This window comes from Rosenbergiella metrosideri, assembly GCF_022602565.1.
Taxonomy (GTDB): Bacteria; Pseudomonadota; Gammaproteobacteria; order Enterobacterales; family Enterobacteriaceae; genus Rosenbergiella; species Rosenbergiella metrosideri.
The window spans coordinates 99,085-125,671 of record NZ_JALBCV010000007.1 but is presented as its reverse complement, the minus strand read 5'-3'; the positions used below and the strand labels follow the sequence as shown (position 1 = coordinate 125,671).

Annotated in this window: 28 protein-coding genes; 7 read left to right on the top strand and 21 right to left on the bottom strand. The window is 47.0% G+C overall.

Annotated elements, in window-relative coordinates:
* Positions 1–38: 38 nt before the first annotated feature.
* Both envZ and ompR read right to left on the bottom strand, forming a co-directional pair.
* Entirely contained in the window at positions 39–1,391 is a 1,353-nt protein-coding gene (gene envZ / locus MKR94_RS09080) for a two-component system sensor histidine kinase EnvZ (protein WP_241646624.1), read from the bottom strand.
* Positions 1,388–2,107 (bottom strand): osmolarity response regulator transcription factor OmpR, encoded by a 720-nt coding sequence (gene ompR / locus MKR94_RS09075; protein ID WP_048912907.1) that lies wholly within the window; start codon positions 2,105–2,107, stop codon positions 1,388–1,390. Before ompR ends, envZ begins: the two co-directional genes overlap by 4 nt.
* A 161-nt stretch (positions 2,108–2,268) precedes the next feature.
* Between ompR and greB the strand changes: the two genes are divergently transcribed.
* Both greB and MKR94_RS09065 read left to right on the top strand, forming a co-directional pair.
* On the top strand, positions 2,269–2,760 hold the full coding sequence (gene greB / locus MKR94_RS09070; protein ID WP_241646623.1) for a transcription elongation factor GreB: 492 nt from the start codon (positions 2,269–2,271) through the stop codon (positions 2,758–2,760).
* Between the two features lie 81 nt (positions 2,761–2,841).
* On the top strand, positions 2,842–5,151 hold the full coding sequence (locus tag MKR94_RS09065; protein WP_241646622.1) for a Tex family protein: 2,310 nt from the start codon (positions 2,842–2,844) through the stop codon (positions 5,149–5,151).
* Between the two features lie 41 nt (positions 5,152–5,192).
* Here MKR94_RS09065 and MKR94_RS09060 read toward each other — a convergent pair whose 3' ends face one another.
* Positions 5,193–5,489: a putative quinol monooxygenase gene (locus MKR94_RS09060; protein ID WP_241646621.1), complete on the bottom strand. Its 297-nt coding sequence runs from the start codon at positions 5,487–5,489 to the stop codon at positions 5,193–5,195.
* Positions 5,490–5,560: 71 nt separating this feature from the next.
* Complete coding sequence (bioH, locus tag MKR94_RS09055; RefSeq protein ID WP_241646657.1) at positions 5,561–6,325, bottom strand: pimeloyl-ACP methyl ester esterase BioH; 765 nt, start codon at positions 6,323–6,325, stop codon at positions 5,561–5,563.
* A 25-nt stretch (positions 6,326–6,350) separates the two neighbouring features.
* On the opposite strand from bioH, the gene MKR94_RS09050 reads away from it, so the two are divergent.
* A complete protein-coding gene (locus MKR94_RS09050) occupies positions 6,351–7,034 on the top strand; it encodes a phosphoribosyltransferase family protein (RefSeq protein WP_241646620.1) in 684 nt (227 codons plus the stop codon).
* A 57-nt stretch (positions 7,035–7,091) separates the two neighbouring features.
* A complete protein-coding gene (gene nfuA / locus MKR94_RS09045; protein ID WP_048912912.1) occupies positions 7,092–7,667 on the top strand; it encodes a Fe-S biogenesis protein NfuA in 576 nt (191 codons plus the stop codon).
* Between the two features lie 33 nt (positions 7,668–7,700).
* Here the strand turns inward: nfuA and MKR94_RS09040 are convergent, their stop codons facing one another.
* Genes MKR94_RS09040 through glpE form a run of 3 tightly spaced genes read right to left on the bottom strand, consistent with a single transcriptional unit; the run spans position 7,701 to position 9,655 of the window.
* A complete protein-coding gene (locus MKR94_RS09040) occupies positions 7,701–8,459 on the bottom strand; it encodes a DeoR/GlpR family transcriptional regulator (protein ID WP_241646619.1) in 759 nt (252 codons plus the stop codon).
* A 10-nt stretch (positions 8,460–8,469) separates the two neighbouring features.
* Positions 8,470–9,300, bottom strand: coding sequence for a rhomboid family intramembrane serine protease GlpG (gene glpG, locus MKR94_RS09035; RefSeq protein WP_241646656.1), 831 nt, complete (start codon positions 9,298–9,300; stop codon positions 8,470–8,472).
* Positions 9,301–9,331: 31 nt separating this feature from the next.
* Positions 9,332–9,655 carry a thiosulfate sulfurtransferase GlpE gene (glpE, locus tag MKR94_RS09030; protein WP_241646618.1) on the bottom strand — a complete coding sequence of 108 codons (324 nt, stop codon included), beginning with the start codon at positions 9,653–9,655 and terminating at the stop codon, positions 9,332–9,334.
* Between the two features lie 218 nt (positions 9,656–9,873).
* Here glpE and glpD point away from each other — a divergent pair, with 218 nt between their 5' ends.
* On the top strand, positions 9,874–11,358 hold the full coding sequence (glpD, locus tag MKR94_RS09025) for a glycerol-3-phosphate dehydrogenase (RefSeq protein WP_241646617.1): 1,485 nt from the start codon (positions 9,874–9,876) through the stop codon (positions 11,356–11,358).
* Between the two features lie 89 nt (positions 11,359–11,447).
* Here the strand turns inward: glpD and asd are convergent, their stop codons facing one another.
* Positions 11,448–12,557 carry an aspartate-semialdehyde dehydrogenase gene (gene asd, locus MKR94_RS09020; protein ID WP_241646616.1) on the bottom strand — a complete coding sequence of 370 codons (1,110 nt, stop codon included), beginning with the start codon at positions 12,555–12,557 and terminating at the stop codon, positions 11,448–11,450.
* Between the two features lie 186 nt (positions 12,558–12,743).
* On the opposite strand from asd, the gene MKR94_RS09015 reads away from it, so the two are divergent.
* Positions 12,744–13,337: a YhgN family NAAT transporter gene (locus tag MKR94_RS09015; RefSeq protein ID WP_241646615.1), complete on the top strand. Its 594-nt coding sequence runs from the start codon at positions 12,744–12,746 to the stop codon at positions 13,335–13,337.
* A gap of 35 nt (positions 13,338–13,372) precedes the next feature.
* Here the strand turns inward: MKR94_RS09015 and gntU are convergent, their stop codons facing one another.
* From gntU to MKR94_RS08995, 4 genes are all read right to left on the bottom strand, one after another.
* On the bottom strand, positions 13,373–14,713 hold the full coding sequence (gntU, locus tag MKR94_RS09010) for a gluconate transporter (RefSeq protein ID WP_241646614.1): 1,341 nt from the start codon (positions 14,711–14,713) through the stop codon (positions 13,373–13,375).
* A 9-nt stretch (positions 14,714–14,722) separates the two neighbouring features.
* Positions 14,723–15,253, bottom strand: a complete 531-nt coding sequence (gntK, locus tag MKR94_RS09005) for a gluconokinase (protein WP_241646613.1) — start codon at positions 15,251–15,253, stop codon at positions 14,723–14,725.
* 130 nt (positions 15,254–15,383) lie between these two features.
* Positions 15,384–16,379 (bottom strand): gluconate operon transcriptional repressor GntR, encoded by a 996-nt coding sequence (gene gntR / locus MKR94_RS09000; RefSeq protein ID WP_241646612.1) that lies wholly within the window; start codon positions 16,377–16,379, stop codon positions 15,384–15,386.
* A 109-nt stretch (positions 16,380–16,488) separates the two neighbouring features.
* Positions 16,489–17,184 (bottom strand): pirin family protein, encoded by a 696-nt coding sequence (locus MKR94_RS08995; protein WP_241646611.1) that lies wholly within the window; start codon positions 17,182–17,184, stop codon positions 16,489–16,491.
* A gap of 250 nt (positions 17,185–17,434) precedes the next feature.
* Between MKR94_RS08995 and MKR94_RS08990 the strand changes: the two genes are divergently transcribed.
* The gene (locus tag MKR94_RS08990; RefSeq protein WP_241646610.1) at positions 17,435–17,683 is read left to right on the top strand and encodes a hypothetical protein; all 249 of its coding nucleotides are present in this window, start codon (positions 17,435–17,437) and stop codon (positions 17,681–17,683) included.
* On the opposite strand, the gene ugpQ is transcribed toward MKR94_RS08990, so the two are convergent.
* The 9 genes from ugpQ to ftsY form a co-directional block, all read right to left on the bottom strand.
* Entirely contained in the window at positions 17,680–18,426 is a 747-nt protein-coding gene (gene ugpQ, locus MKR94_RS08985; protein ID WP_241646609.1) for a glycerophosphodiester phosphodiesterase, read from the bottom strand. The genes MKR94_RS08990 and ugpQ overlap by 4 nt on opposite strands.
* Positions 18,419–19,501 (bottom strand): sn-glycerol-3-phosphate import ATP-binding protein UgpC, encoded by a 1,083-nt coding sequence (locus MKR94_RS08980; RefSeq protein WP_241646608.1) that lies wholly within the window; start codon positions 19,499–19,501, stop codon positions 18,419–18,421. Before MKR94_RS08980 ends, ugpQ begins: the two co-directional genes overlap by 8 nt.
* A gap of 3 nt (positions 19,502–19,504) precedes the next feature.
* Positions 19,505–20,350 (bottom strand): sn-glycerol-3-phosphate ABC transporter permease UgpE, encoded by an 846-nt coding sequence (gene ugpE / locus MKR94_RS08975; protein ID WP_241646607.1) that lies wholly within the window; start codon positions 20,348–20,350, stop codon positions 19,505–19,507.
* Positions 20,347–21,237: a sn-glycerol-3-phosphate ABC transporter permease UgpA gene (ugpA, locus tag MKR94_RS08970; protein WP_241646606.1), complete on the bottom strand. Its 891-nt coding sequence runs from the start codon at positions 21,235–21,237 to the stop codon at positions 20,347–20,349. The genes ugpE and ugpA overlap by 4 nt, the downstream gene beginning before the upstream one ends.
* A 44-nt stretch (positions 21,238–21,281) precedes the next feature.
* Positions 21,282–22,598, bottom strand: a complete 1,317-nt coding sequence (ugpB, locus tag MKR94_RS08965) for a sn-glycerol-3-phosphate ABC transporter substrate-binding protein UgpB (protein ID WP_241646605.1) — start codon at positions 22,596–22,598, stop codon at positions 21,282–21,284.
* A gap of 167 nt (positions 22,599–22,765) precedes the next feature.
* The gene (gene rpoH / locus MKR94_RS08960; protein WP_048911294.1) at positions 22,766–23,623 is read right to left on the bottom strand and encodes an RNA polymerase sigma factor RpoH; all 858 of its coding nucleotides are present in this window, start codon (positions 23,621–23,623) and stop codon (positions 22,766–22,768) included.
* 223 nt (positions 23,624–23,846) lie between these two features.
* On the bottom strand, positions 23,847–24,845 hold the full coding sequence (gene ftsX, locus MKR94_RS08955) for a permease-like cell division protein FtsX (RefSeq protein ID WP_241646604.1): 999 nt from the start codon (positions 24,843–24,845) through the stop codon (positions 23,847–23,849).
* Positions 24,842–25,504, bottom strand: coding sequence for a cell division ATP-binding protein FtsE (gene ftsE / locus MKR94_RS08950; RefSeq protein WP_048911292.1), 663 nt, complete (start codon positions 25,502–25,504; stop codon positions 24,842–24,844). Before ftsE ends, ftsX begins: the two co-directional genes overlap by 4 nt.
* Before the next feature lie 4 nt (positions 25,505–25,508).
* On the bottom strand, positions 25,509–26,587 hold a 1,079-nt coding region (ftsY, locus tag MKR94_RS08945; RefSeq protein ID WP_241646603.1), incomplete at its 5' end, for a signal recognition particle-docking protein FtsY.

Sequence of the window (26,587 nt, the reverse complement as noted above, 5' to 3'; positions counted from 1 at the left end):
TTCCACTCACTCCCGTTTTAACGGGAGTGAGTAGTGTATTAAACGTTTTCAGATACCGCAGGCTGTTTACTGGAAGGCAAAGGTAGCCATGCTCTAATCTTAAGACCACCCTTTTCACTGGTATCGAAACTTAGTTCCCCTTGATGTGCATCGATAATTCTCTGCACTATCGCAAGTCCTAATCCCGTACCACTAGTGGTTCTCGCACTATCCCCCCTCACAAAGGGCTGAAGAAGATGGGCGATTTGCTCTTTATCAATCCCAGGGCCGTCATCCTCGACTTGGAACCAAGCACGGTCTAGTTCGCGCCCGCTGCTTATCCGGATCCAGCCATTCCCATAACGCGCAGCATTTACTACCATATTCGCTACGGCCCGTTTAATGCCCAGAGGATTAATATCAAGTAATAGTTCGTTACTCATCACGTGATTATCGATTTCACGTTCGTATCCACTTTCTGCGGCCACGACTTCGCCTAAAACGGTATTAAGGTCAACGCGTTCCTTCTGAATCTCTTGCCCTGTACGTAGATAGTCAATGAACTGCTCAATAATGGCATTACACTCTTCAATATCTTTATTAATAGAATCGGCAAGATATTGTTCATCTGCACCTATCATCTCTGTCGCTAAGCGAATACGTGTTAAGGGGGTACGCAGGTCGTGGCTAACACCGGCCATCAACAGGGTTCGGTCATCAGCTAGCTGCTTTACACCCGAGGCCATTTGGTTAAAAGCACGTGTTACCGAGCGGACTTCCGATGCACCATACTCTCTCAGCGGCGGCGGAATTTGACCCCTACCGACCTGCAGTGCGGCATGTTCAAGCGCAACCAATGGTCGATTTTGCATACGGATAAATAGCCACGCCCCGACGATAGCCAATAACATGATCATCAAGGTATATCGGAATAATGGGGAGAAATCGCCTTGATGGATTTCGGTCAAGGGTACTCTGACCCAGATATTCGGGGATAACCAGGTTTTTAACCACACCACAGGGGTTTTCTTATTCACTTCAACACGAACATCTGTCGGCCCCCCCAGTTGGTGTGCCATCTGTTCGCTTAAGAATTTATAATGCTGCGCCCAACGTAGCCCGCTCTCTTCTGCGGCAGAGTTGGTATAGAGTGAAATACCTAGCTCACGATAGATTTCCCGTCTGAAAGCCGGAGGAACTTCGAGTTGCGTACCGTCTTCAAGCTGCAGCTTATCCGTCATGAGCATTCTCACTTCATAGGCGAGAACCTTATTAAACTGCTGCAAGCTCGGTAAAATGGCGAAGTTAAGGACGACTAGATAGGTCGTCACCAAACTGACAAAGAGAAGTGAAACGATGAGGAGCAACATCCGCGCAAAAGAGCTGCGCGGAGAGAAGCGAAATTTCTTCATGCTTTACTGCCATCGGGAACAAAGACATAGCCCAGACCCCAGACCGTTTGAATATAACGGGGATGAGCAGGATCTTCTTCAACCATTCTTCTCAGTCGTGAAATCTGAACGTCGATAGAACGTTCCATTGCACTGTACTCACGACCACGCGCTAAATTCATGAGCTTATCTCGAGAAAGCGGCTCGCGCGGGTGGCTCACCAGTGCCTTAAGCACCGCAAATTCCCCACTGGTCAATGGCATAGGCTCGTCTTCACGGAACATCTCGCGCGTGCCTAAGTTAAGTTTAAACTTACCGAAAGTAATCACCGCCTCTTCCTGAGAGGGCGCACCAGGTAGTTCATTCGCTTGACGGCGTAAAACAGCACGGATACGAGCCAATAATTCGCGTGGATTAAACGGCTTAGGAATATAATCGTCGGCACCGATTTCTAACCCAACAATCCTATCGACCTCTTCACCCTTCGCCGTTACCATAATAATCGGCATTGGATTACTCTGGCTACGCAAGCGGCGGCAGATGGATAGCCCATCCTCACCCGGTAACATCAAGTCTAGTACCATCAGGTGGAAAGATTCACGGGTTAACAAACGGTCCATTTGTTCAGCATTCGCTACGCTGCGCACTTGGAATCCTTGCTCAGTGAGGTACCTTTCAAGCAATGCCCGTAAACGCATGTCGTCATCGACAACTAAAACTTTGTAATTTTCCTGCATTCTAATGACTCCCAAAGGCATTATCGCCAGCTATGCTATTTTTAAAAATAATGCGTACAGTGACAAATTTTATTGGTTTATATTCTTATTGAAATTGTTACAAAGCATATTTAACAGTATGTTAAGTAAAGATCTAACTATAGGTGATAGAGGACAATAGTGTGAAAACCCAACTTATCACTCGTGAAGGCTACAATAAGTTAAAACAAGAACTCGACCAACTGTGGCGAGAAGAGCGTCCGGAAGTCACAAAAAAAGTCACTTGGGCCGCAAGCTTGGGCGATCGCAGTGAGAATGCTGACTATCAATATAATAAAAAGCGTTTAAGAGAGATTGATCGTCGAGTCCGCTATCTTCGTAAGAGCCTCGAATCACTCCGTATTGTTGACTACTCCCCACAACAAGAGGGAAAAGTTTTCTTCGGTGCACAAGTGGAAATTGAAAATGATGCCGGGGAAATTCTCACCTTTCGCATTGTAGGGTATGACGAAATTTTTGGTCGTAATGACTATATCTCGATCGACTCGCCAATGGCTAGAGCCTTACTAAAAAAAGAGGTCGGTGACAGTGCTACCGTTCAGACACCGTCAGGCCCGGCCGTATGGTACGTCAATCATATCACTTATAGCCGTGCGCCTCAGGAAAATCCTTAATCTGAACGTCCAGACTGGAAATTCACAGAGCATCGCCGTATAACTGTCAGAAAATTTACCTCCTATAAGCTACGAATCACAATGAAAAAGCCGCTAAGTCAGATCATTGCCAACGAATTGCAGGTCCGCATCGAACAAGTTGATGCTACGATACAACTCTATGACGAAGGTAACACTGTCCCTTTTATCGCCCGCTACCGTAAGGAAGTCACTGGTGGCTTGGACGATACCCAACTGCGTCAATTAGAAACACGTTTAACCTACCTGCGAGAACTTGATGAGCGTCGGCACACCATCCTTAACTCCATTTCAGAGCAAGGAAAATTAACCGACGAGCTGGCTCAATCCATTGACGCCGTATTAAGTAAGACTGAACTCGAAGATCTTTATCTACCTTATAAGCCTAAGCGCCGTACGCGCGGCCAGATCGCGATTGAGGCGGGTCTTGAGCCGTTAGCTGATAAGTTATGGACCTCTCCTCAGCTTGATCCGGAAGCAACCGCTGCAGAGTTCATTAATGCCGATAAAGGTATCTCTGATATACGCGGCGCTTTAGATGGCGCTCGCTATATTCTAATGGAAAGATTTGCAGAGGATGCCTCACTGCTAGCAAAAGTCCGGCAGTATCTGTGGAAAAATGCGCACCTTGTTTCGAAAGTGGCCTCAGGAAAAGAGGCCGAAGGCGCGAAGTTTCGCGATTATTTCGATCATCACGAACTCTTGGCGACAACGCCTTCCCACCGAGCACTCGCCATGCTACGCGGGCGCAACGAAGGTATCTTACAACTGTCTCTCAACCCAGACCCTCACAGTGAAGAGACGCCCAAAGAGAGCTTCGGTGAAACGTTAATTAGCGAACACCTTAATGTGCGTATCGCCAATGCACCGAGCGATAGTTGGCGTAAGTCGGTGATTAGTTGGACGTGGAAAATTAAAATCCTGCTGCACTTAGAAACGGAACTGATGGGCTCGCTACGTGAACAAGCGGAACTTGAAGCCATTGATGTGTTCGCGCGTAATCTTAATGCACTATTGATGGCCGCCCCCGCCGGCATGCGAGCCACAATGGGGCTTGACCCAGGATTACGTACCGGCGTAAAAGTGGCGGTCATAGACGCTACCGGTAAGCTAGTCGCTACCGATACGGTTTATCCTCATACCGGTCAAGCGGCTAAATCCGCCACGGCCGTCGCGATGCTTTGCCAGCGATATAACGTTGAGTTGGTGGCGATTGGTAACGGTACTGCTTCTCGGGAAACTGAGCGCTTTTTTGTTGAACTCAAAAAACAGTACCCTGGCGTGACTGCCGAAAAGGTGATTGTTAGCGAAGCTGGCGCGTCCGTCTATTCCGCTTCTGAACTTGCAGCCTTAGAGTTTCCAAATCTCGATGTCTCCTTACGAGGTGCTGTCTCGATCGCCAGGAGGCTACAGGATCCTCTGGCTGAATTAGTGAAAATCGATCCTAAATCGATTGGGGTGGGCCAATATCAACATGATGTGAGCCAGACGCAACTGGCCAAGAAACTCGATACGGTGGTGGAAGATTGTGTGAACGCCGTAGGGGTTGATTTGAATACCGCCTCCGTACCGCTATTGACCCGTGTTGCGGGGTTAAGCCGAGTGATTGCGCAGAATATTGTGCAATGGCGCGACGACAATGGTCGCTTCATGAACCGGCAACAGCTTCTCAAAGTGGCCCGTCTTGGACCCAAAGCTTTTGAGCAATGTGCTGGTTTTTTACGTATCAACCAAGGGGATAATCCACTGGATGCCTCAACGGTCCACCCTGAAGCCTATCCGGTGGTTGAACAGATCATCGCGCAGACTCATGAACAACTCGCTTCTCTTATGGGAAATGGTAAGGCTATACGTGCGCTTTCCGCTTCTCAGTTTACTGATGAACGATTTGGGTTACCGACTGTTACTGATATTCTGAAAGAGCTTGAGAAGCCAGGCCGCGATCCCCGCCCAGAGTTTAAGACGGCTACCTTTGCAGAAGGTATCGACACGATGGATGATCTTACTCCGGGCTTAATTCTGGAAGGTACCGTCACTAATGTGACCAATTTCGGCGCCTTTATTGATATTGGTGTTCATCAAGATGGCTTAGTCCATATTTCTTCATTAGCCAACCGTTTCGTCAGCGATCCTCATGAAGTAATTAAGACGGGTGAAATTGTCAAAGTGAAGGTGCTCGAAGTCGACCTTGGGAGAAAACGTATCGCGTTAACCATGCGTCTAGATGAACAGCCCGGCGAGACGCAATCGCGCCGTAGCGCAGCCCCTGAAAAGGCTAGCCCCAAGCAAGCTCGCCAGCCATCACGCCAAGCCTCAACGCAAAGCAATAGCGCGATGGGCGATGCGCTCGCCGCCGCATTCAAGAAAAAGTAGTCCGCTATCAATCCTGCCCGAGGGCAGGATTGAAACGGTTATCACTCTGCAAGCGTTTTCGTTACCACCACTTCCAGTTCTGCTAATCCATCGATCTCAGCAAGAAGCGTTTTGAATGGGGGTTGCTGCATGTGTGTATCCAGCGCTTCCTGACTGCTCCAGCACTCCAGCATGACATAACGACGGGGTTGTTGAATATCCTGAGTCAAGACGTAAGATTGACAACCTGCTTCAGCTTGCACTGCTTGCTCTGCTGCTTTGAGCGCACGCTCTACAACAGTTTCATGACCAGGCTTTGCGGTAATGTAAGCTATAACATTAATTAGGGGATTCATCATTTTCTCCTCATTAGGACTTAATCGTCTCATCACTATAGAATAATCATCGCTCATATTCATGGGCGATAATGCTAATGCGTAAATTTTATAACTGCTTCACAAAACTGTTCCGGATGTGAAATAAATGGTGCATGTGCGGCGTGTTCAATCACTATCGATTGGCTGGTTGGCCATAACTTGTCCGTTAGCGGAATACTTTTACGAGGGACTAAGCTATCTAAGGCACCGTAAATGCGTAGGGTCGGCGCAGTTATCGATGGGAGTTTTTGACGTAAATCGTCGTTCTGTAAAATAGTTAGCCCCTTATTTAATACTGCTAATGAGGCTTGAGGTTGGTCGACGATCGCCTGCTTCAACGTTCTAGTGTTTAACGAAGCATTTTCAGTCCCCAAACTTTGTAAAGCAAGAAAGCGCTCAATCGTTCGGCGAAAATCCGTTGCTAATTGCGTTTGAAAGTTACCGAGAACCTCTGGGCTAATTCCCGGCCATTGTTCTCTTTGACTAAAACAAGGTGAAGAAGCGACAAAGATAAGCTGCTTAACTTTCTCTTTGAAGTCGATGGCTAATTGTGCTGCCACCAATCCTCCAAGGGACCAACCTAGTACGACGCTTTCTGAGGGGATATGCGGCGCAATATGGCTAGCCATCTCGTCGAGACTCAATGTATCGAAGAATTGACTGCGACCGTAGCCAGGGAGGTCGATCAGGGTAATTGAAAAATGAGGACTGAGTGGCGATAAAATGAAATCCCACACCTGGGAATTCAATCCCCACCCGTGGAGTAGCACAAGTGGCTGATTACCTTGTCCGATGTGTTGTGTAAATAAGGTCATAATCTCTGTTCTCTTGGAGGGATAGCCTATGTTAACAATCAAAAGTAGGTGTTGGATATGTATGCTACCCGTTTGGCATGCATCAGTAGGAATTTGTTCTTGGTGCGAACGGCAACTATTGCTCGACCAACCACGTTGTTTACGCTGCGCTTTACCGGCTGAAACCGTTTGTAATGCCTGTCACGCGTGCCAACAAAGCCCTTTTCCATGGCTAGGTACGATTGCGGCGGCCAATTACCTTCCTCCTCTTAGTAAGCTACTTCACCAGTTCAAATTTTCGTCACAGACCGCACTTGCCGCCATGCTTTCGAGGCTCATTTTGCTAAACTACTTACGATATCGACGGCATTACTTGTGGCAGAAACCCGATATTGTTGTCGCCGTTCCCTTACATCCTAAGCGTTATCAACAACGGGGCTTCAACCAAAGCGATCTTCTCGCTAGACCTCTAGCTCGTTGGCTCGCTTGTCAATATTGGTCCAATGCCATACGTTGTACAAAATTAACAACAATGCAACACACTCTCGATAGAGCGAGCCGTCAACACAATCTCGGCCAAGTGTATGAAGTGACTGCCTCACTGGGTGGTAAACATGTTGCGCTCGTTGATGATGTCGTAACGACAGGTGCCACAGCTCGAGAAATCGTTAGGCTTTTGCAGCAGCAGCAGGTTGCTAGCGTGCAGGTGTGGTGCCTGTGCCGTACCTTGTAGAGTGGCAGTGATGCGCGTAAGATGACTTTTAACATAGATAACATTGAGCGATGTCTTATGATTCATATAACCGATACAGCCCAACAACATTTTGCGAAATTGCTCACTAAACAAGAGCCCGGAACACAGATCCGTGTCTTCGTCATTAATCCCGGCACGCCTACCGCGGAATGTGGCGTGTCGTACTGCCCGCCAGATGCAGTTGAAAGCACCGACACGGAATTAAAATACGAGTTTCTCACCGCTTACGTCGATGAGTTAAGCGCGCCCTATTTGGATGAAGCAGAGATTGATTTCGTCACCGACAATCTCGGTTCGCAACTGACTTTAAAAGCGCCTAACGCTAAAATGCGTAAAGTGTCTGACGATGCACCATTGATTGAGCGTGTAGAGTACCAGTTACAAGCTCAAATCAATCCACAACTAGCCAGTCATGGCGGAAAGGTTTCCCTTATGGAGATCACGCCGGAAGGTTACGCCATTCTACAATTTGGCGGCGGATGTAACGGCTGTTCAATGGTCGATGTCACGTTGAAAGAAGGGATTGAGAAGGAACTTCTTGCTACCTTCCCTGAGCTTAAAGGTGTACGAGATTTGACCGAGCACCAGCGTGGCGAGCACTCTTATTACTGAGTGAAAATTCTGCCCGATATTCGGGCAGAGTGATTAACATATTTCAAGCTTGACCGTATGCTTAGACAGCAGATGTAGAATAGGCTCTGGTGGCAACTTATCTGTAAAGAGTGAATCCAACATCTCCACTCCCCCTAAACTTACCATCGCTTTACGCCCAAATTTTGAACCGTCGGTGACCAACATAACGCATCGCGAGTTTTCAATAATCGCACGTTTAGTCCGTACTTCGTGATAATCGAATTCTAACATCGTACCGGCTTCATCAATTCCGCTAATACCAATTACGCCAAAATCGAGCCGAAATTGCGAAATAAAATCCATCGTCGCTTCACCAATAATCCCCCCATCACTGGCACGCAAGGTTCCCCCAGCAATGATGACGCGAAAATCTGTCTTGGCCATCATCAGTTGGGCGACATTAAGGTTATTCGTCACGATTTGTAGATTATGGTGGCCCATTAGGGCGTGAGCCACCGCTTCTGGCGTGGTACCGATATCGATAAAAAGGGTTGAACCATCCGGTATTTGCTGGGCGACTTTCGTGGCAATACGCGTTTTCGCACTGGAGTGCATCATCTTACGATCGTGCCAATCAGTATTCTCGGCACTTGAAGGTAGCGCAGCGCCACCGTGATGGCGCTGAATAAGGTTTTTCTCCGCTAAATCGTTGAGATCGCGACGAATTGTCTGGGGAGTGACTGAAAAAAACTCCACCAACTCTTCAGTACTGACGTATCCTTGCCGTTTCACAAGCTCCACAATAGCATCATGTCTCTGCGTCTGTTTCATTAAACGTCCTTCACTTACGCTTTTTCAGCGCCGCTTGGCTATCAACGAAAGCCATCGCCAGCCCAATGACGAGTCCAACAATATAGGCCATATTACTCATTGGGTTACCAAAGACACCGTAATAACCGGCCGCTAACCACAGCAGAGCAAACACGATCAGACCACGTTCTAGATAGATACCACTATCAGGGTCACGTTCACCTCGTAACCAGCTATAGCCCATTAACGCGTAAACGACGCCAGAAAGGCCACCGAACCAAATACCGCTAAACTTAGCTTGCATCCAGCCGGATAATAACGCTGAGATGACCGTAATCACAAATAACTTACCACTACCCAGACGCTTCTCAATCACGCCACCGAGGTACCACCACCACATCAAATTGAAGACAATTTGCAGCAGACTAAAGTGGATAAAGATATGGCTCACCCAGCGCCAGACCTGAAGCCCTTGCTCACTGTTGGCAGGCCAACTCAGCCAATAGAAAATCGGCTGTTCGCCAACAAACATGAGTAACAAGTAGGCAATGACGACTAATGCCATAACAGTCAGCGTCAGCGGCCCTGCACGATCTTTAATGTTCCGCCATAACTCTGCTTTAGGATAACCTAACCGGGTTCCTGCACGGCCGCTCTGCCAACTAGCGGCAAGATAGCGCGGGTTGGAAGGCTCGCGAATAAATTGCTGTAACGCAGTGTTAACGTCATCCAGTTTTTGCTCATCTTCGAGAAATAAGACGTAATTCTGCTGCTGTTCAATAGTTAATTTAATCCCTTGCGTCGCCATATAATCAACAAATGCATAGGCCATTCGCGGGTTTGTAAATTCGGTGATTCGAATCATATCATCCTCAATACCAGGTTTAAGGGGACTAGATCTCTTTGATCACTTGATCGGGAAAACGTGCATACCATGCATCAAACCCACCATCCACACTATAAACTTGGTCAAATCCTTGGTTAATCAAATATTGTGCCGCACCTTTGCTGCTATTACCGTGATAACAGAGGACTAGCACCGGTTGGTCATAATCACTGTCTTCTATAAACAGATTCAACGAGCCGTTCGTTAAATGAAATGCTCCTCGAATATGCGCTTTTTCAAAACTTTGAGGATCACGAATATCAACCAGACGCGCCCCTTCTTGTAAGTACTTTTCTGCGGCCAGTACATCAATGCACTCGTAAGTATCCATAATTGCTCTCAAAATTATTGCAGGTCTTTCATATTGTACCTGTAATTTCGTCTCGATTAACCCTTTCCACTTCACCATTGAGTTTACGTTCCACTTAAATGTTATTTGTATCACGCTAATATGTTTTTTTACGGTTAAATATTGGCAAATATGTTTGATTTCGATTATTATATTTTCGAAAACGAACATTATTGATGGCCAATAAGTGAGGAGTGCACGTGGAAACCAAAGACTTGATTGTGATCGGAGGCGGTATTAATGGGGCTGGCATCGCGGTCGACGCGGCTGGCCGCGGACTATCTGTATTGCTGCTCGAAGCAAAAGACTTTGCCTGCGCGACCTCCTCTGCCAGTTCGAAACTCATTCACGGTGGCTTACGTTATTTAGAGCATTATGAATTCCGTTTAGTGAGCGAAGCGTTAGCGGAACGTGAAGTGTTATTAAAAATGGCACCGCAACTCGCCTTCCCTATGCGCTTTCGCTTACCCCACCAGCCCCATCTTCGTCCCGCATGGATGATCCGTGCTGGCCTATTTATGTATGACCACTTGGGTAAACGCACAAGCTTACCTGCCAGTAAAAGTCTCAAGTTTGGTACACAATCCGCGCTGAAACCCGATATTACGAAAGGTTTCGAATACTCGGATTGCTGGGTTGATGATGCGCGGATGGTCGTCGTTAATGCCCAAGAGGTGGTTGAAAAAGGGGGCGAAGTCCGCACCCGTACAAAAGTCACCCGTGCATGGCGTGAAAAAGGTTTATGGCAGGTTGAAGCTGAAAATGTCGATACTGGCGAGGTACTACATTGGCAAGCAAAAGGCTTAGTCAATGCGGCAGGCCCATGGGTTAAGGATATTTTCGATAACCAATTAGCCATCAAATCGCCTTACGGTATCCGCCTGATCAAAGGAAGCCATATCGTTGTCCCGAAAGCCCACGATGAGAAACAAGCTTATATTCTTCAAAACGAAGATAATCGTATCGTTTTTGTTATCCCGTGGATGGATGAATTCTCAATCATCGGTACGACCGATGTGGAATATAAAGGCGACCCCCTGGCCGTTAAGATCGACGAGAAAGAGACCGCGTATCTACTCAAAGTCTATAATCAATACTTTAAACGCCAATTAGGTACCGAAGATATTGTCTGGAGCTATTCCGGCGTACGTCCATTATGCGATGATGAATCAGACTCTCCTCAAGCGATAACACGTGACTACACTCTGGATGTGCACGATGAGCGAGGTCGTGCACCGTTACTTTCTGTATTTGGTGGGAAGTTAACCACTTATCGTAAATTGGCGGAGCATGCTTTAGAGAAGCTAGCAAAATACTATCCCAGTATTGGGCCAGCCTGGACCAAAGAGTGCGTATTACCGGGCGGCCACTTTACGGGGACTCGTGAGGCGTTTACGCAAAACCTTCGCAAGCGCTACCCTTTTATCAGTACAGAGATGTCGCGTCATTATGCACGCACCTACGGCAGCGATACGGATAAGCTACTTGAGGGCGTGACGAGTATTGAACAATTGGGCCACCACTTCGGTCACGATTTTTACGAAAAAGAGCTTCGTTATCTAGTCGATAACGAGTGGGTTCGCACAGCTGAAGATGCACTATGGCGCAGAACAAAACAAGGTATGTGGCTCTCACCGGAGCAACAAGAAGAAGTCTCCCGTTGGCTAGAACAGCATCTCTCTTGATCTGCCGAGTAACCGACTCGCTGGTATAGAAATACCAGGCGAGTGAAGTGACCCCGATAGTTGGATAATCTACTATCGGGGGGTCTTTATTAACCGACCAATTGGCGTAACATTCTTCTTAGCGGCTCTGCCGCGCCCCAGAGCAACTGATCCCCCACGGTAAAGGCGGAGAGATATTCAGGCCCCATATTTAATTTACGAAGGCGTCCAACCGGCGTCGTGAGAGTACCAGTCACGGCTGCTGGTGTCAGTTCGCGCAACGTCAGCTCACGGTCATTGGGAATAACTTTAACCCAAGGGTTATGTGCCCCAAGCATCAGCTCAATATCCGCCAATGGAATATCTTGCTTCAATTTGAGAGTAAAGGCTTGGCTATGGCAGCGTAAAGCCCCCACACGCACACACAGTCCATCAACAGGGATGATCTGCTGGGTTGCCAAAATTTTGTTAGTTTCGGCTTGTCCCTTCCACTCTTCTTTGCTTTGACCGCTCGGCAGTTGCTTATCGATCCACGGAATAAGGCTTCCCGCCAAGGGTACTCCAAAATTATCCGTAGGTAAGGTCCCCGAGCGAGTAAAATCGGTGACACTGCGTTCAATATCAAGGATAGCCGAAGCAGGATCCTGTAATGAGGTTGCCACGTGATCATGGAGCATACCCATCTGCGTCAACAACTCACGCATATGACGTGCACCACCGCCCGATGCCGCCTGATAAGTCGCCACAGAAGCCCATTCAACAAGACCTTGTGAGAACAGCCCACCCAGCGACATCAACATTAAGCTGACGGTGCAGTTACCCCCTACGAAGGTTTTGACGCCACGATTAATCCCATCGGTAATGACTTGTTGGTTTACCGGATCAAGGATGATGATCGCTTCATCGGCCATACGAAGCGTTGAAGCCGCATCAATCCAATAGCCTTGCCATCCAGCTTGACGCAAACGAGGATAAACGTCACTGGTATAATCCCCACCTTGGCAGGTAACAATAATATCGAGGCTCGCTAAGGCATCAATATCATACGCGTCCTGTAAGCTCCCTTGGCTGTGTCCGCCAAAAATAGGCGCTGGCTGGCCATGCTGTGAAGTCGAAAAAAAGACTGGATTAATGACAGAGAAGTCATTTTCCTCAATCATACGCGACATCAGCACGGAACCCACCATGCCACGCCACCCGATAAACCCTACATTTTTCATGTTGTGCCTGCTGTAATAATAAATATGCTGCATACCGATAAACGGATATGTCTGCACTCCCGCCGATGGGAATGATACTATCAAACTCTACAAAAACTGGACGTACTAGCAAGTGAAAAAATCGATATTGCTCGATTAATTTATCATCTGGCTAATATTAGCCGCCTAGAAGGACGACGATAAGTCATGACTGAACTTTTTTCTGCCGCAGTATTGCTGGTTTTGATTATGGACCCGCTGGGTAACCTACCGATCTTTATGTCGGTTTTAAAACATATTGATCCTAAGCGTCGACGAGTCATCATTATTCGTGAATTACTGATTGCCCTCGTGATTATGCTGCTGTTTTTATTTACCGGCGAAAAAATGTTGGCCTTTCTGAATTTACGAGCAGAAACGGTCTCCATTTCTGGTGGGATTATTTTATTTTTGATCGCGATAAAAATGATTTTTCCCTCACCAGAATCCACGACTTCCGGTTTGCCCGCGGGCGAAGAACCTTTCTTAGTTCCCTTAGCCATTCCCCTGTTAGCAGGTCCTTCGCTGCTTGCGACCTTAATGCTGATGTCGCATCAGTACCCTGGAGATATGGGGATGCTGATCATCGCGCTCTTCATCGCATGGGGAATCACTGCAGCCATCCTGATGATGTCCGGGCTATTTCTAAGGCTGTTGGGGGCGAAGGGCGTGAATGCGCTTGAGCGACTGATGGGACTCATTCTAATAATGATTGCCACACAGATGTTTTTAGATGGGATTCGAGCCTATTTAAAACTCTAGTAAAAACAAGGGTCGATATCTCGACCCTTTTTGTATTAGGACAGTAATTCGAAGGCAATCATACCAATAATCCCCCCCGTCACCCCGAGGATGGTTTCCATCATCGTCCACGTCTTAAGGGTCTCCACTTCTGTCGCCCCCGTAAAACGTCCAAATAACCAAAATCCTGCATCATTGACGTGACTCACAATAATTGAACCCCCACCGATACAGATCGAAAGAGCCGCCAGCTGAGCGCCGCTATAATGTAACGGTTCAATCACTGGCATGATCAGTCCTACTGCGGTCAAGCACGCTACCGTTGCCGAGCCTTGAATAATACGAACCACCCCAGCCAAGATGAAGCACGAGAGGGCGACAGGTAAGCCTAAGCCTGTTAAGGAGTGACCAAGCGCTGGACCGACACCTGAATCAACGAGGACTTGTTTAAAAACGCCCCCTGCTCCAATAACCAGTAAGATAATCCCTGCGGGTTGTAACGCTTCACCACAAATCGCCATCACTCGAGACTTATCCATACCTTGGCGATAAGCTAAACCGTAAATCGTGATTAATACGGCAATGAGAATCGCAATAAAAGGGTGGCCAATAAATTCGAAATATTCATAAAGACGACTTCCCTTATCGATAAAGTTGGCCGCTATCGTTTTTAAACCGACCAAAATTAGCGGGAAGAGGATCAGCGATAAACTGAAACCAAAAGAGGGTAGCTTATCTTTCGCCACTTCAGGAAAACTATCTGCTGCTGGGGAGGCAAATTGTACACGTTTTGCAATGAAGTTACCGAAGAGAGGACCCGCGATAAGCATTCCAGGAATTGCCGCGCAGAGACCGAGTAAAATCATCCAGCCAAAATCCGCATGCATTTGCGAAGCCAGTAGCATCGGTGCAGGCCCTGGTAACACAAAAGCCGCTGCCGCCGCAACGCCGGCGAACAACGGGATGACCAGCTTCACCATGTTGTCGTTAGTGCGACGCGCGACCGCAAAAGCAATGCTGATCAATAATACAATCGCAACTTCGAAAAAAAGTGGCAGTGCACAGATAAAGCCTGCGGCCCCCATAGCAAAGTGGGAACGCTTTTCTCCAAAGGTTTTCAACATCCGTATCGCTATTTGGTCAACAGCGCCAGTTTCATGCAAAATTTTACCGAACATCGCACCGAGTGCGACCACTACGGCCAGGAAGCCTAAAGTGCCCCCCATCCCTTTTTGCATGGTGTCAGTAATTTTATCCAGTGGCATCCCTGAAAAAATACCGGCACCCACGGAAACGAGCATGAGTGCGACAAAAGCATGCATCCGCGCTTTCATGACTAAAAATAGAAGCAGTATGACAGAGCCTGCTGCCGTTAAAACGAGTGTTGCCGTGCTCATGACTTAACCTTATTGGATATTATTTTTTATCGTTGCAACTGTCTCAGCAATGACATCATCGAGTGAGCGGCTAATATCAACGACTAACACATCAGATTCTGAACCGTTAGGTTCTTCCAAGGTATCGAATTGAGTCACTAGCATGTTTGTTTTAAAGAAGTGGCCTTTACGGGTTTTGAGGCGCTGTTCGATGGTCTCAAAGTCCCCTTTCAAATAAATGAACTTGAGATTCTTGTTACCGTTACGCAGAATATCTCGATAACTTTTCTTTAAGGATGAACATACGATGATAGAGACTTTTTGCGTACGCTGCATAGCAAACGCAGCATCGTTAATGGCTTGAAGCCAAGGGGCTCGATCTTGATCGTTCAGTGGCTCGCCTTCAGCCATTTTTAAAATATTAGATCGAGGATGCAAGAAGTCACCATCGAGAAAAGCCGTCTGCAGCTTTTGTGAGACTTGATTAGCAACAACTGATTTTCCGCTACCTGAGACACCCATCAGGACGAACACGTAATGTTGAGAAGAGGCTTCTGTCATAACTGCTCCAACCTTAGTCATTCACAATGTTACCGATAACAATTTAATAACTATTGTTATAGCTTGTCGGTTGAAGCGCAATCTATTCGTTAACAAAAGGCTTAAAATGTGAACTCAATCATAAAAATGATTAAATACTACCGCCCATTCTAAGTGAAAATCCTAAATCAATGCAGTGAGACTCACATGTCTTTCCCGCCAAACGGGTGAGCAACATTTCTGCGGCGATTGTGCCCATTTTTTTCCTAGGCGTCACAACCGTAGCTAAGGTGGGTGAGACGTTCTCTGTAATGTCATGGCCATGAAAACCGGCAATCGCCATTTGAGTAGGCACAGCGATACCTTGTCGCTGACACTCGAACATTGCACCGATTGCAAGGTCATCATTAGTACAAAATATCCCGTCAACGTCTGGATAACGCTGCTGAGCCAGTTTTAATAGTTCGCCTCCCGTACTAAATGAAGAAGGCTGCTCGCTCATTACCGTGCGAGGAACTAACCCAAACTGCTCCATTGCCTCAATATATCCGGCTTTTTTCTGCAACGTTCGTTCGTCTAACCGAGCGCCAAGATAGACAAGATGCCGGTGGCCTTGAGCGATCATGCTTGCGGTCATTTGACGAGCTGCCGCGATATTATTAAACCCCACTGCCATGTCTAAATAAGGCGAAGACGAGTCCATAATTTCGACAACAGGGATCCCGGCTACCTCTAGCATACGTAATGTACCAGGGGTATGTTGGCGCTCCGTTAAGATCACCCCGTCAACATTCCAGCCTAGTAACGAGCGAAGTTGACGTTCCTCTTTCTCAGCATGATAGCCAAAGTGCGCAACTAACGTTTGATAACCGGCTTGGTCAGTGATGGATTCGATACCTTGAAGTACATCGGCAAAAACGTGGTTTGTTAAGGAAGGCAGTAATATCCCAATCGCTCGGCTTGTAGCATTTGACAGCATATCGGGTACACGGTTAGGAATATAACCGAGCTCATCGAGCGCAAGGGCAATCCTTTCGCCAAGCGGGGCAGACACTTGCTGTGGATTGCGTAGATAACGGCTAACCGTCATTTTAGTCACACCAACGCGATCGGCAACATCTTGTAATATTGGCCTTTTTTTCTTCATTGCGCTCAATTAAGTAGGAAGTAAGAGTAATTTAATAGTAACACTATTTTACACTACCTAAAAAAAAGAGACGGCTATCTGGAAGCCGTCTCACATTACCCATAACTTTTTACACTGGCGGTAAGTCGAAAATTAAGAGTTCCGTGGGTTGATTGGCAGAGAAAGTAAGACGTTTTTCATCCCAAACGGCCGCCGCATCGCTGGTCTCGAGAGATTGATCGTTAACTGATACATCGCCTTTGACCACTTGGACCCAAATTTTACGTGAGGGATCGATATCAATATTCCCTACCTCTCCAGCAGAAAGTACCCAGCGTGATAAGGTCATATCCTGATGGACTTTTAACGAGTTTTCTCTCGCATCCGGTGTCAGGATAAATTGCCGTCCGGGTTGCTCAGCAAATTTTCGCTGTTCATAACGAGGAGTAATATTCTGCTGATCAGGCATGATCCAAATTTGATAGAGATGCAGAGCCTGTTGAGGGTCGGGATTATATTCTGAGTGACGAACGCCAGTCCCCGCACTCATAATCTGGAACTCCCCTGCCGGAATTTGTTCTTTATTGCCCATGCTATCTTGGTGTTCGACAACGCCGGCGAGAACATACGTAAGAATTTCCATATTTTGATGAGGGTGAGTGCCAAATCCTTTGCTTGCCGCAATAGTATCTTCGTTAATCACGCGCAGTGCAGAAAATCCCATAAAATTCGGATCGTAGTAGTCAGCAAACGAAAATGTATGCCAGCTATCTAACCAGCCATGATGAGCATGGCCACGTTCTTGCGCTCTACGGATATAAATCATGGAAACCTCCTCAATATTTTCTATAGTTTGAAGAGATGTTGAGAAAAAGAATAGCTGAAAAACTTCACCGCTCTATTCAAAATTTATGAATAACAGTGAAAAAAAAAGCCAGCACGAGGCTGGCTAAATACTGGAAGCAATGTGAGCAATGTCGTGTTCCGTTGAGTGTCAGTCTCATCGGAACAACTGAATGTTAATCGCAATCATTATCATTTGCAATAACATTATAAAAATAATTGAGGTTTTTTTTATGAAAAGATTATGTGTCCTGATGGTGCTACTCAATTCTATAGCGGCCTTTGCTAACAATCTCTCAACGCCATCGCCGCTATCGCCTTCGGTAACCCAGCAGCGTTTGCAAAACCAGATGTCCACACAGCAGCAGCTTCACTCCCAACAACTCCAGCTAGAACAACAAAATAGTGCTCAACAACTACAGCAAGAAAATGAGCTCCATCAACAGAAAATGTTACGTAAAGTCCAAGAAGACCAACCCTAATTGGGGAAATGTGGGCCAATCTGATCGATACAATCTGTACAAATTGCATCCACTCCAAGGTCTAATAATGCGCGAGCCTTATGCGGGTCGTTGACGGTATAAGCAAGAATATGCAACCCCGCCTGCTTAATTTGCATAATTCGTTCTGGGGTTAATAGACGATAATTGAGATGCAGGGAGACGCAAGCTAATTGCTGAGTAGTCTTCAGCCAATCGTCCTGCCACTCATGCATTAAGTAACCACGGGGAAGATCTGGCCGTTCCTGCATAGCGGCAAATAGCGCAGTAAAAGAAAATGAAGACAGTAGCGGTGCCGTCATCTCTCGCCAATAGTCGGCCGCGGCGCGGGCAACCAAGGTACCGGTAGCGGCTTCTAAACCTGTTGTCGGTTTAATTTCGATATTGGCGAAGAGTCCATATTGCTGACAACGTTTCGCGACATCAGCAAGATGTGCCAGTCCCTCTCCTGCAAACTGCTCAGAAAACCATGAGCCAGCATCTACCTGTTGTAAGGTCTCCCAAACCATCTCACCTGCTACCCCTTGGGAATGACTCGTACGAGTGAGGGTATCATCGTGAAGTAAAAAGACTTGCTGATCAGCTGAGAGTTTAGCGTCAAACTCAATCATGGTATGACCATAACGATATCCGCAGTCTATGGCCGCTAGGGTATTCTCTGGTGCTAAATTTCCTCCGCCCCGATGAGCGACAATTCTTGGGTAGGGCCAATCTTCATTAGTCATCTAAACGCTGTCCTGAGGTGGTATCAAAATAATGTAAGGCATCGGCGGGTAACGTCACCCTTATCAGTTCGCCTACTTTTGGGCTGATCGATTGCGCAGCACGAATCACTAAAGGTTGCGTTCCAATTTTACCATGAATGATATTATCAGCACCGAGCATTTCTACCGCATCGACTTCAATTATTATGCCGTCCCCGTTTTTGGTAACTGACTCAACCTTAATATGTTCTGGACGTATACCGAGCGTTACTGACGGCTTGTTAGGTTTAATTGCCAAGGAACCTATGGGAAGAGAAAAACGGCTCTCTATTCTCCACGTGTTACCGTCCCCGCAGAGTTCAGCAGAAAGTAAGTTCATCGCGGGCGCACCTAAAAAGCTGGCGACAAAAGTAGATTGTGGTCGCTGGTAAACTTCACTGGGCGAACCAAATTGTTCCACAACGCCTTTGTTCATAACCAGTACACGATCTGCCAAGGTCATGGCCTCAACTTGGTCATGCGTGACGTACAAACTGGTTATATTCAAGCGTTGATGTAATCGCTGGAGTTCGAGGCGCATCTGCCCACGTAATCGAGCATCCAAATTGGACAGCGGCTCATCGAATAAAAAGACTGAGGGTTCGCGTATGATGGCTCTTCCCATTGCGACACGTTGGCGTTGCCCTCCCGATAGCTCTCGAGGGCGTCGCGAGAGCAGTAAATCAAGCTCTAAGCTTTTCGCTACCGTCAGAACACGTTGACGGATCTCAGCCTTACCCATGCCCCGGATCTTAAGTCCATAGCCCATATTCTGCTCAACCGTCATATGGGGGTAAAGTGCATAATTTTGAAAAACCATCGCGACTTGGCGCTCTTTGGGCGCTTTATCCGTCATACGCTGATCATTAATCCAGACATCACCGCTGGTTGCGGTTTCGAGTCCAGCAACCATCCGTAATAATGTCGACTTTCCACAACCTGAAGGACCGATAATCACCACAAATTCGCCAGGGTTAATTATCGCATTAAGTGGCTTAATGATCTGGTGCTTACCATCATAGCTTTTGGTTAACGCTTGCAGTTGTACACTTGCCATCACTTATTTCTCACTCTCAACTAATCCTTGAACAAAGGCTTTTTGCATGACCAGGACGACCATTAAAGGAGGCAGTAAAGTCAACAAGACCGCCGTCATGACTTGATTCCAGTGGGATACCCCGTCCCCACTGCTAATCATGCCGCGAATAGCGGCGACAGCAGTCGTCACATGGCTATCACTGGTAATCACCAATGGCCATAAGTACTGATTCCAACCAAAAATAAAAATAATCACGAACAAGGCGGCTAAAGGCGTCTTCGAAAGAGGCAATACAATATGGATAAAAAATTGCCATGGGCTCGCACCATCAATACGTGCCGCTTCCATCAGTTCATGTGGTAAGGAAAGGAAGTACTGCCGCAATAAAAACGTCGCAGTAGCCGAAGCTAACATCGGTAAAATCAGCCCAGCAAAGCTATTATCCATCCCCAACTGCGTCACAATACTCACCGTCGGAAAAATACGTACTTCCACAGGTAACATTAACGTAATGAAAATGAGCCAAAAGCAGAGGTTGCGGAAAGGGAACCTAAACCAGACCAGCGCAAAAGCCGAAAGCGTGGAGATGACTATCTTGCCTGCGGTAATCCCTAAAGCCATCAGTAAGCTATTGAACAGGAGGTGGTAAAGCGGCAGATTTTGGCCACCGACACCTTGTACCAGCAATTGCTGGATATTCTCGATAAAGTGTCCGCCAGGAGTTAGAGGGAGCGGCATTTGTGCCGCTTGCTGATCACTGAGTGTCGCGGTAACCACCACAATGTAAAGAGGAAAAAGGATAACCAATCCCGATAGCCAGAGTACAAGATGGCTGAAAATCGTTAGTTTTCGATGCTGTTCAATCATTGATAACGTACCTTACGGTCGATAAACCTAAACTGGGCGACAGTCAATAAAATGACTATTGCCATCAGAATGACGGACTGAGCGGCTGAGGAGCCAAGGTCTAATCCCGTAAATCCCTCTCGATAGATTTTATAAATTAAGGTCGTTGTCGCTTGGACAGGCCCTCCCTGAGTGATCGCGTCAATCTCTGGGAAAGTATCAAAGAAAGCATAAATAATATTCACGACCAACAAGAAGAACGAGACCGGTGCCATCAAAGGTAAGGCAATATGGATAAAGCGTCGGATTGGCCCTGCGCCATCAAGTGCTGCAGCTTCTATCAACGAACGTGGAATCGACTGTAGCGCGGCAAAAAAGAACAGAAAGTTATAACTGATCTGTTGCCATACCGACGCGAGAACCACTAGAAATAATGCCTGCTGGCTATTTTGCGCGCTGTTCCAATGGTAGCCCAATTGGCCTAACCAGTGACTGACAATACCTGGCCCTGGGCTGAACAAGAACAGCCACATCACCGCAGCAATGGCGGGGGCGATAGCATAGGGTAATAAAAAGAGCGTTTGATAACATTTTTTCCCCCGCCATATGTGGTTCACCAGTGCCGCCAATACTAATGCAATGACTAAGCCCGACCCCGTCACGAGTCCACTGAAAATAAACGTTGTTTTAAAGGACTCAAGGTAATAAGGATCGTCAAAAAGGTTTTGGAAATTTAGCCAGCCACTGAAGCGACTGCTAAAGCCGAAAGGATCGCTGGTCTGTAACGATGACCACAATGCTTGTGCTGCCGGCCATAGAAAAAATATAAGGGTAATGACCAGCTGGGGCATCACCAATAGATAGGGAAGTACTGATGACTTAAAGGTAGGAGGTAAAGAAGTCGCCATAACGGAGTCTCTTAAACAGTTGGAGAGGTTGCCCTCTCCACGCTTTAGTTTACTTGCTGATGAAAACGCTGTAATTGCTGATTGCCGCGGTTGACCGCACTGTCTAACGCCGCTTTAGCGGTTTTCTTACCCGTCCACACAGACTCTAACTCTTCATCGACGATAGCGCGTATTTGCGGCATATTGCCTAGGCGTAATCCCTTGGTATAGGGCAAGGGGTCTTTGTTCAACATCTGTTTAATGGCGGTTTCTGCTTCCGGATTACGGCGATAAAAACCTTGTTGTTGCGAGAGTTGATAGGCCGCTGTTGTAACCGGTAAATAGCCGGTTTTTTGGTGCCACTCTGCGGCAATATCGGACTGGGTCAAAAACTTAAGAAATTCTGCGACGCCTTGATATACCTCAGGCGTTTGGCCTTTCGTCACCCATAAGCTTGCTCCGCCGATGATGGCGTTTTGGGGGGCATGAGGCGTTCCTTGTTGGTAAGGCATCGGCGCGACACCATAGTCAAATTTTGCGGCATGTTTAATATCAGCCAATGAGCCAGAAGAGGCCGTGATCATGGCACAGTCTCCTGAATAAAATGCTTTGGTCGGCTCATCCGTTCTTCCGAGATAACTAAAGGTTCCAGCATTCTTCATACGGGCCAATTGTTCGATATGTTGAACTTGTAAAGGTCCATTGAAGAGCAGTCGCACATCCGTACTATCGAAGCCATTATTCGCGGTAGCAACTGGTAACCCATTCCATGCACTGAATTCTTCCAACTGGATCCAGCCTTGCCACCCACTGCTGTAGCTGCATGCTTGTCCAGCTTTCTTTAATGCTATGGCATCGGCCTCAAGTTCTTGCCATGTTGAGGGGGCTTTATTGGGATCAAGCCCAGCACGTTTAAAAGCCTCTTTATTAAAATACAAAACAGGTGTCGAGCTATTAAAGGGCTCGGCAACCATGTGGCCCGTTTTAGCATCAGAGTAATAACTGACTATTGAGGGGACAAATTGCTGTTCATCTAACGGGACTTTTGTTTGTTGGAATAATTGCCAAACAGGAACGATAGCATGGGAGGCCATCATGGTGGAGGTGCCCACTTCATAGACTTGTAATAAGGCAGGCGCATGGCCCGCACGGATGGCAGCGATACCCGATGCCAAGCTTTGTGAATAGTTACCTTTATAAACTGGCGAAATATGATACTGACTGTGTGTTAGGTTAAATCGCTGCGCAAGGCTATCGACCTCAGCCCCTAGCTCTCCTTCCATCGAGTGCCAGAAAGGAATGTCTACCGAGGCATTCGCGCAAGGGATAAAGGTGGCGAAACACAGCGCAAAAAGTGAATGGCGTATAGTCGTTGGTAACATAGTGATATCCCAATAGATGCAATAAACGATGACAAATATTGGTCATAACCATGACAGCGGAGCGTGACAGAAAAAGGACAGATTAAAGGCAGTTTTATGACAGTAAGGTTTTTAGCGCATAAAAAAGGAGATGGCTGAGCATCTCCTTTAATCATAAGGTTATATCACTATGCTTCGATAGCAACACGTAGCTTTTTCATCGCATTTTTTTCAAGTTGGCGAACTCGTTCTGCCGACACCCCATACTGATCAGCTAACTCTTGTAGGGTAATCTTATTGTCGTCGTCCAACCAGCGAGCACGGATGATATTTTGACTCCGCTCATCAAGCGTCATCATCGCATCACTGAGCTTGTCTGCTGCGTGCGAATCCCAGTTATCTTCCTCGATACCGTCCGCAAAGTCAGAGGTTTTATCTTGAAGATAAAGTACTGGCGCCTGCGACTTACCTTCTGCATTATCATCGTCAGAAGTGAGGTCGAAGGTCATATCTTGGGCAGCCATCCGAGATTCCATCTCACGCACATCTTTACTGCTTACCCCTAACTCACGTGCGACCATTTCAACTTCATCTTGGTTAAACCAACCGAGACGTTGTTTGGTTTTACGCAAATTAAAGAATAACTTACGTTGTGCTTTAGTGGTCGCAACTTTAACAATACGCCAGTTACGTAACACGTACTCGTGGATTTCCGCTTTGATCCAGTGCACAGCGAAGGATACCAACCTTACGCCAACTTCTGGATTGAAGCGACGTACTGCCTTCATTAGACCGATATTACCTTCTTGAATGAGGTCAGCCTGAGGCAGACCGTAACCAGAATAGTTCCGAGCAATGTGAACCACAAACCGCAGATGTGACAGGATCAGCTTTTTCGCTGCATCCAGATCAGACTGGTAATGCAGCCGTTCTGCTAATGCTTTTTCCTCTTCGGCCGACAGCATCGGACAGCCGTTGGCAGCTCGGACGTAAGCATCCAGATTACCTAAAGGAGCAATAGCTAAAGCTTGCATTTCGTTGGTCATTCAAACCCTCTCAATTAATTATGCTGTTCATCCTTAAACAGACTAAACCCTAACGCTAGCGTTGGTTGATCACCCTAAACAGCTGGTGCTATAGGATTAGAGCACAAACTTATCCACAGGTTCATTATTTCTTGTGAATAATTTATTCTAGCGTTTATCCCTGCAATGCCGACAGCGTCGGCCTGATAACAAATAATAGTATAACAAAAAATATTTCTGTGCGTTAATCCGGTGTAAAACGGCGTAAATGCTGTACTGTCGCTAGCCAAGCGGCTAACCAGCCTATCATCGCTGAAACTAATAGCAATAGTAGCGCTTCGTCCCATGAGAAGCCGGAAAGATCAAATGAGGCACTAAACACCGATGCGACATGTGATACCACCGACTCTAACCGGAAGACCAAAATTTCAGAGAAAATGAGTGAAAGGAATGCGCCACTCAGTCCGAGCATTGCCCCACCATACACAAAGGGTCTTAAGATGAAACCGTCGGTAGCACCAATGAGCTTCTGAACATTTATCGTATCGCGGCGAGAGAAAATACTTAACCTCACACTGTTACCGATCACTAAGAAGACGGCGACGACCATCAACATACCAATCATTAACGCGACATGCCCTGCTAATCCGGTCAATGCAGAGAGTCGGGCAAACCAACTGTCATCCATACGTACTTCGTCAATACCGTTCATCTTGGTAATGCGATCACGCAGCGTGTTCATGGTATCCGCATTTTGGAAGTCAAGCTTAGGGGTCACGACGGCAACGGCAGGTAGTGGATTCTGCTCTAGCATATCCATTGCGCCACCGAAACCTGACCAATTACGAAACTCACTTAAACTTTCTTCACGAGAGAGATAATCAACGTGCTGCACGCCTTCCAACTGTTTTAGTTGCTGAGTGACGTTCTCCGCAGCGCTATCATCAAGGGTTTTAGAAAGATAAACGGTTAGCTGAGGCGCTGGATACCATTGCTTAGCGGCTTGGTCGACGTTCTTCCACACGATGTAGCAGACGCTAGGTAACGTTAATGAGATAGCAATTACGGTGACCGTTAACAGCGTTGCCAAGGGCTGGCGTAGCATATCAGCCAACATTCCTCGCCAAGCGTAATGCAACTGTTCTTGCCAGCCTCCACGCAAAGCTCGCTGCTTAGACACTTTCTTTTGTTTGGGTGCTCCCGGTTTTTTCAGGCGCTTATTTAATTTATTAGCCGCTTTCATTCCTCGCCCCTGTATAACCGACCTTGGTTAAGATTCATCACGTTATAGTTACGTCTTGCGATAAGAGAAATATCGTGCGTCGCCATTAATACTGTCACGCCTACTCGGTTAAACTCTTCAAATAGGCGTAAAATATCTTCCGATAGCGCATGGTCTAGGTTACCCGTTGGTTCATCCGCAAGCAGCAATGCCGGTTTATTGACTACCGCACGAGCGATACCAACCCTCTGTTGCTCCCCCCCGGAGAGCTGAATCGGATAGTTTCTTGCCTTATCCAATAGGCCCACTTTATCAAGCGCTGCGGAGACTCTGCGTCGAATGTCTTCTTCGCTGGCTCCAGAAATAATCAGTGGAATCGCGATGTTGTCATACACCGTCCGATCCATCAGCAGGTGGTGATCCTGAAAGATCATTCCGATTTGACGGCGCAAGAACGGAATTTCACTGTTTTTGAGACGGGTAATGTTGTGCCCGCTAAACCATATTTGGCCCGCGCTTGGCCGCTCAATGCCACAAATCAGCTTGAGTAACGTACTCTTACCTGCACCAGAATGCCCGGTTAGGAATGCCATTTCTCCTTGGCGTAAATGAAAATCCACGCCCTGAAGGGCCTGACGCCCTCCTAAATAAGCTTTACTGACCTCTTCAAAGCGAATCATTCCATTATTCCTCTCGGGCGAATAGCGCCTCTATAAAATCTTCAGCCTGGAATGGCCGTAAGTCATCAATTCCTTCGCCCACACCAATGTAGCGAATGGGAATACCAAATTGGTCAGCAATACTGAAAATCACGCCGCCTTTCGCCGTCCCATCGAGTTTCGTTAAACTTATCCCAGTGAGTCCCACTGCTTCATTAAATAATTTAGCTTGGCTAATGGCATTCTGCCCAGTACTGGCATCGAGCGTCAGCATCACCTCATGCGGCGCATCTTCATCTAAACGGCCCATCACACGGGTGATCTTCTTAAGCTCTTCCATTAAGTGCGATTTATTTTGCAAACGTCCAGCAGTGTCAGCAATCAGTATATCTACGCCACGAGATTTTGCCGCTTGAATGGCATCAAATATTACCGAAGCAGAGTCAGCGCCAGTATGTTGAGCAATAACAGGAATATTATTACGCTCGCCCCATACTTGTAGCTGCTCGACGGCTGCAGCTCGGAAGGTATCTCCCGCCGCTAACATGACCGACTTACCCTCGGATTGATATTGTTTAGCCAGCTTCCCAATGGTAGTGGTCTTACCGACGCCATTGACACCAACCATTAGAATAACAAATGGATTTTTCCCTTCAACAGACAATGGTTGTTCAACTTTATGCAAGATTGCAGCCATCTCTTCTTTGAGAATGCCATACAGCGCTTCAGCATCTTTGAGCTGCTTACGGTTAGCTTGGGCCGTTAAAGAGCGAATAATTTTTTGAGTGGTATCCATCCCGACATCAGCGATAAGTAATTGTTCTTCAAGCTCTTCGAATAGCTCGTCGTCAATTTTTTTACCACGGAATAGCCCAACGAAGCCGCTCCCTAAGTTCTGCCGAGTCTTGACTAAACTGCGCTTAAGACGGGCGAAAAAACCCTCTTTTGACGGCCGTTCTTGTTCTTTGGCTGGCACGATTGGCGCTAATTCGGTCACATCTTCCAGACTATTCTGAGGCTGCGCTTCGGCGGTACCCAATACGTCATTATTATCAATTTCTTCAATATCTTGGAGAGGTTCAGCGACATCAGCAGTGATCTCTG

Bases quoted from the DNA above. Each gene is read 5' to 3' on its own strand.
- envZ (WP_241646624.1), bottom strand. From the start codon at position 1,391: ATGAAGAAATTTCGCTTCTCTCCGCGCAGCTCTTTTGCGCGGATGTTG.
- ompR (WP_048912907.1), bottom strand. From the start codon at position 2,107: ATGCAGGAAAATTACAAAGTTTTAGTTGTCGATGACGACATGCGTTTA.
- MKR94_RS09065 (WP_241646622.1), top strand. From the start codon at position 2,842: ATGAAAAAGCCGCTAAGTCAGATCATTGCCAACGAATTGCAGGTCCGC.
- MKR94_RS09060 (WP_241646621.1), bottom strand. From the start codon at position 5,489: ATGATGAATCCCCTAATTAATGTTATAGCTTACATTACCGCAAAGCCT.
- MKR94_RS09050 (WP_241646620.1), top strand. From the start codon at position 6,351: ATGTTAACAATCAAAAGTAGGTGTTGGATATGTATGCTACCCGTTTGG.
- nfuA (WP_048912912.1), top strand. From the start codon at position 7,092: ATGATTCATATAACCGATACAGCCCAACAACATTTTGCGAAATTGCTC.
- MKR94_RS09040 (WP_241646619.1), bottom strand. From the start codon at position 8,459: ATGAAACAGACGCAGAGACATGATGCTATTGTGGAGCTTGTGAAACGG.
- glpE (WP_241646618.1), bottom strand. From the start codon at position 9,655: ATGGATACTTACGAGTGCATTGATGTACTGGCCGCAGAAAAGTACTTA.
- asd (WP_241646616.1), bottom strand. From the start codon at position 12,557: ATGAAAAATGTAGGGTTTATCGGGTGGCGTGGCATGGTGGGTTCCGTG.
- MKR94_RS09015 (WP_241646615.1), top strand. From the start codon at position 12,744: ATGACTGAACTTTTTTCTGCCGCAGTATTGCTGGTTTTGATTATGGAC.
- gntU (WP_241646614.1), bottom strand. From the start codon at position 14,713: ATGAGCACGGCAACACTCGTTTTAACGGCAGCAGGCTCTGTCATACTG.
- gntK (WP_241646613.1), bottom strand. From the start codon at position 15,253: ATGACAGAAGCCTCTTCTCAACATTACGTGTTCGTCCTGATGGGTGTC.
- gntR (WP_241646612.1), bottom strand. From the start codon at position 16,379: ATGAAGAAAAAAAGGCCAATATTACAAGATGTTGCCGATCGCGTTGGT.
- MKR94_RS08995 (WP_241646611.1), bottom strand. From the start codon at position 17,184: ATGATTTATATCCGTAGAGCGCAAGAACGTGGCCATGCTCATCATGGC.
- MKR94_RS08990 (WP_241646610.1), top strand. From the start codon at position 17,435: ATGAAAAGATTATGTGTCCTGATGGTGCTACTCAATTCTATAGCGGCC.
- ugpQ (WP_241646609.1), bottom strand. From the start codon at position 18,426: ATGACTAATGAAGATTGGCCCTACCCAAGAATTGTCGCTCATCGGGGC.
- MKR94_RS08980 (WP_241646608.1), bottom strand. From the start codon at position 19,501: ATGGCAAGTGTACAACTGCAAGCGTTAACCAAAAGCTATGATGGTAAG.
- ugpE (WP_241646607.1), bottom strand. From the start codon at position 20,350: ATGATTGAACAGCATCGAAAACTAACGATTTTCAGCCATCTTGTACTC.
- ugpA (WP_241646606.1), bottom strand. From the start codon at position 21,237: ATGGCGACTTCTTTACCTCCTACCTTTAAGTCATCAGTACTTCCCTAT.
- ugpB (WP_241646605.1), bottom strand. From the start codon at position 22,598: ATGTTACCAACGACTATACGCCATTCACTTTTTGCGCTGTGTTTCGCC.
- rpoH (WP_048911294.1), bottom strand. From the start codon at position 23,623: ATGACCAACGAAATGCAAGCTTTAGCTATTGCTCCTTTAGGTAATCTG.
- ftsX (WP_241646604.1), bottom strand. From the start codon at position 24,845: ATGAAAGCGGCTAATAAATTAAATAAGCGCCTGAAAAAACCGGGAGCA.
- ftsE (WP_048911292.1), bottom strand. From the start codon at position 25,504: ATGATTCGCTTTGAAGAGGTCAGTAAAGCTTATTTAGGAGGGCGTCAG.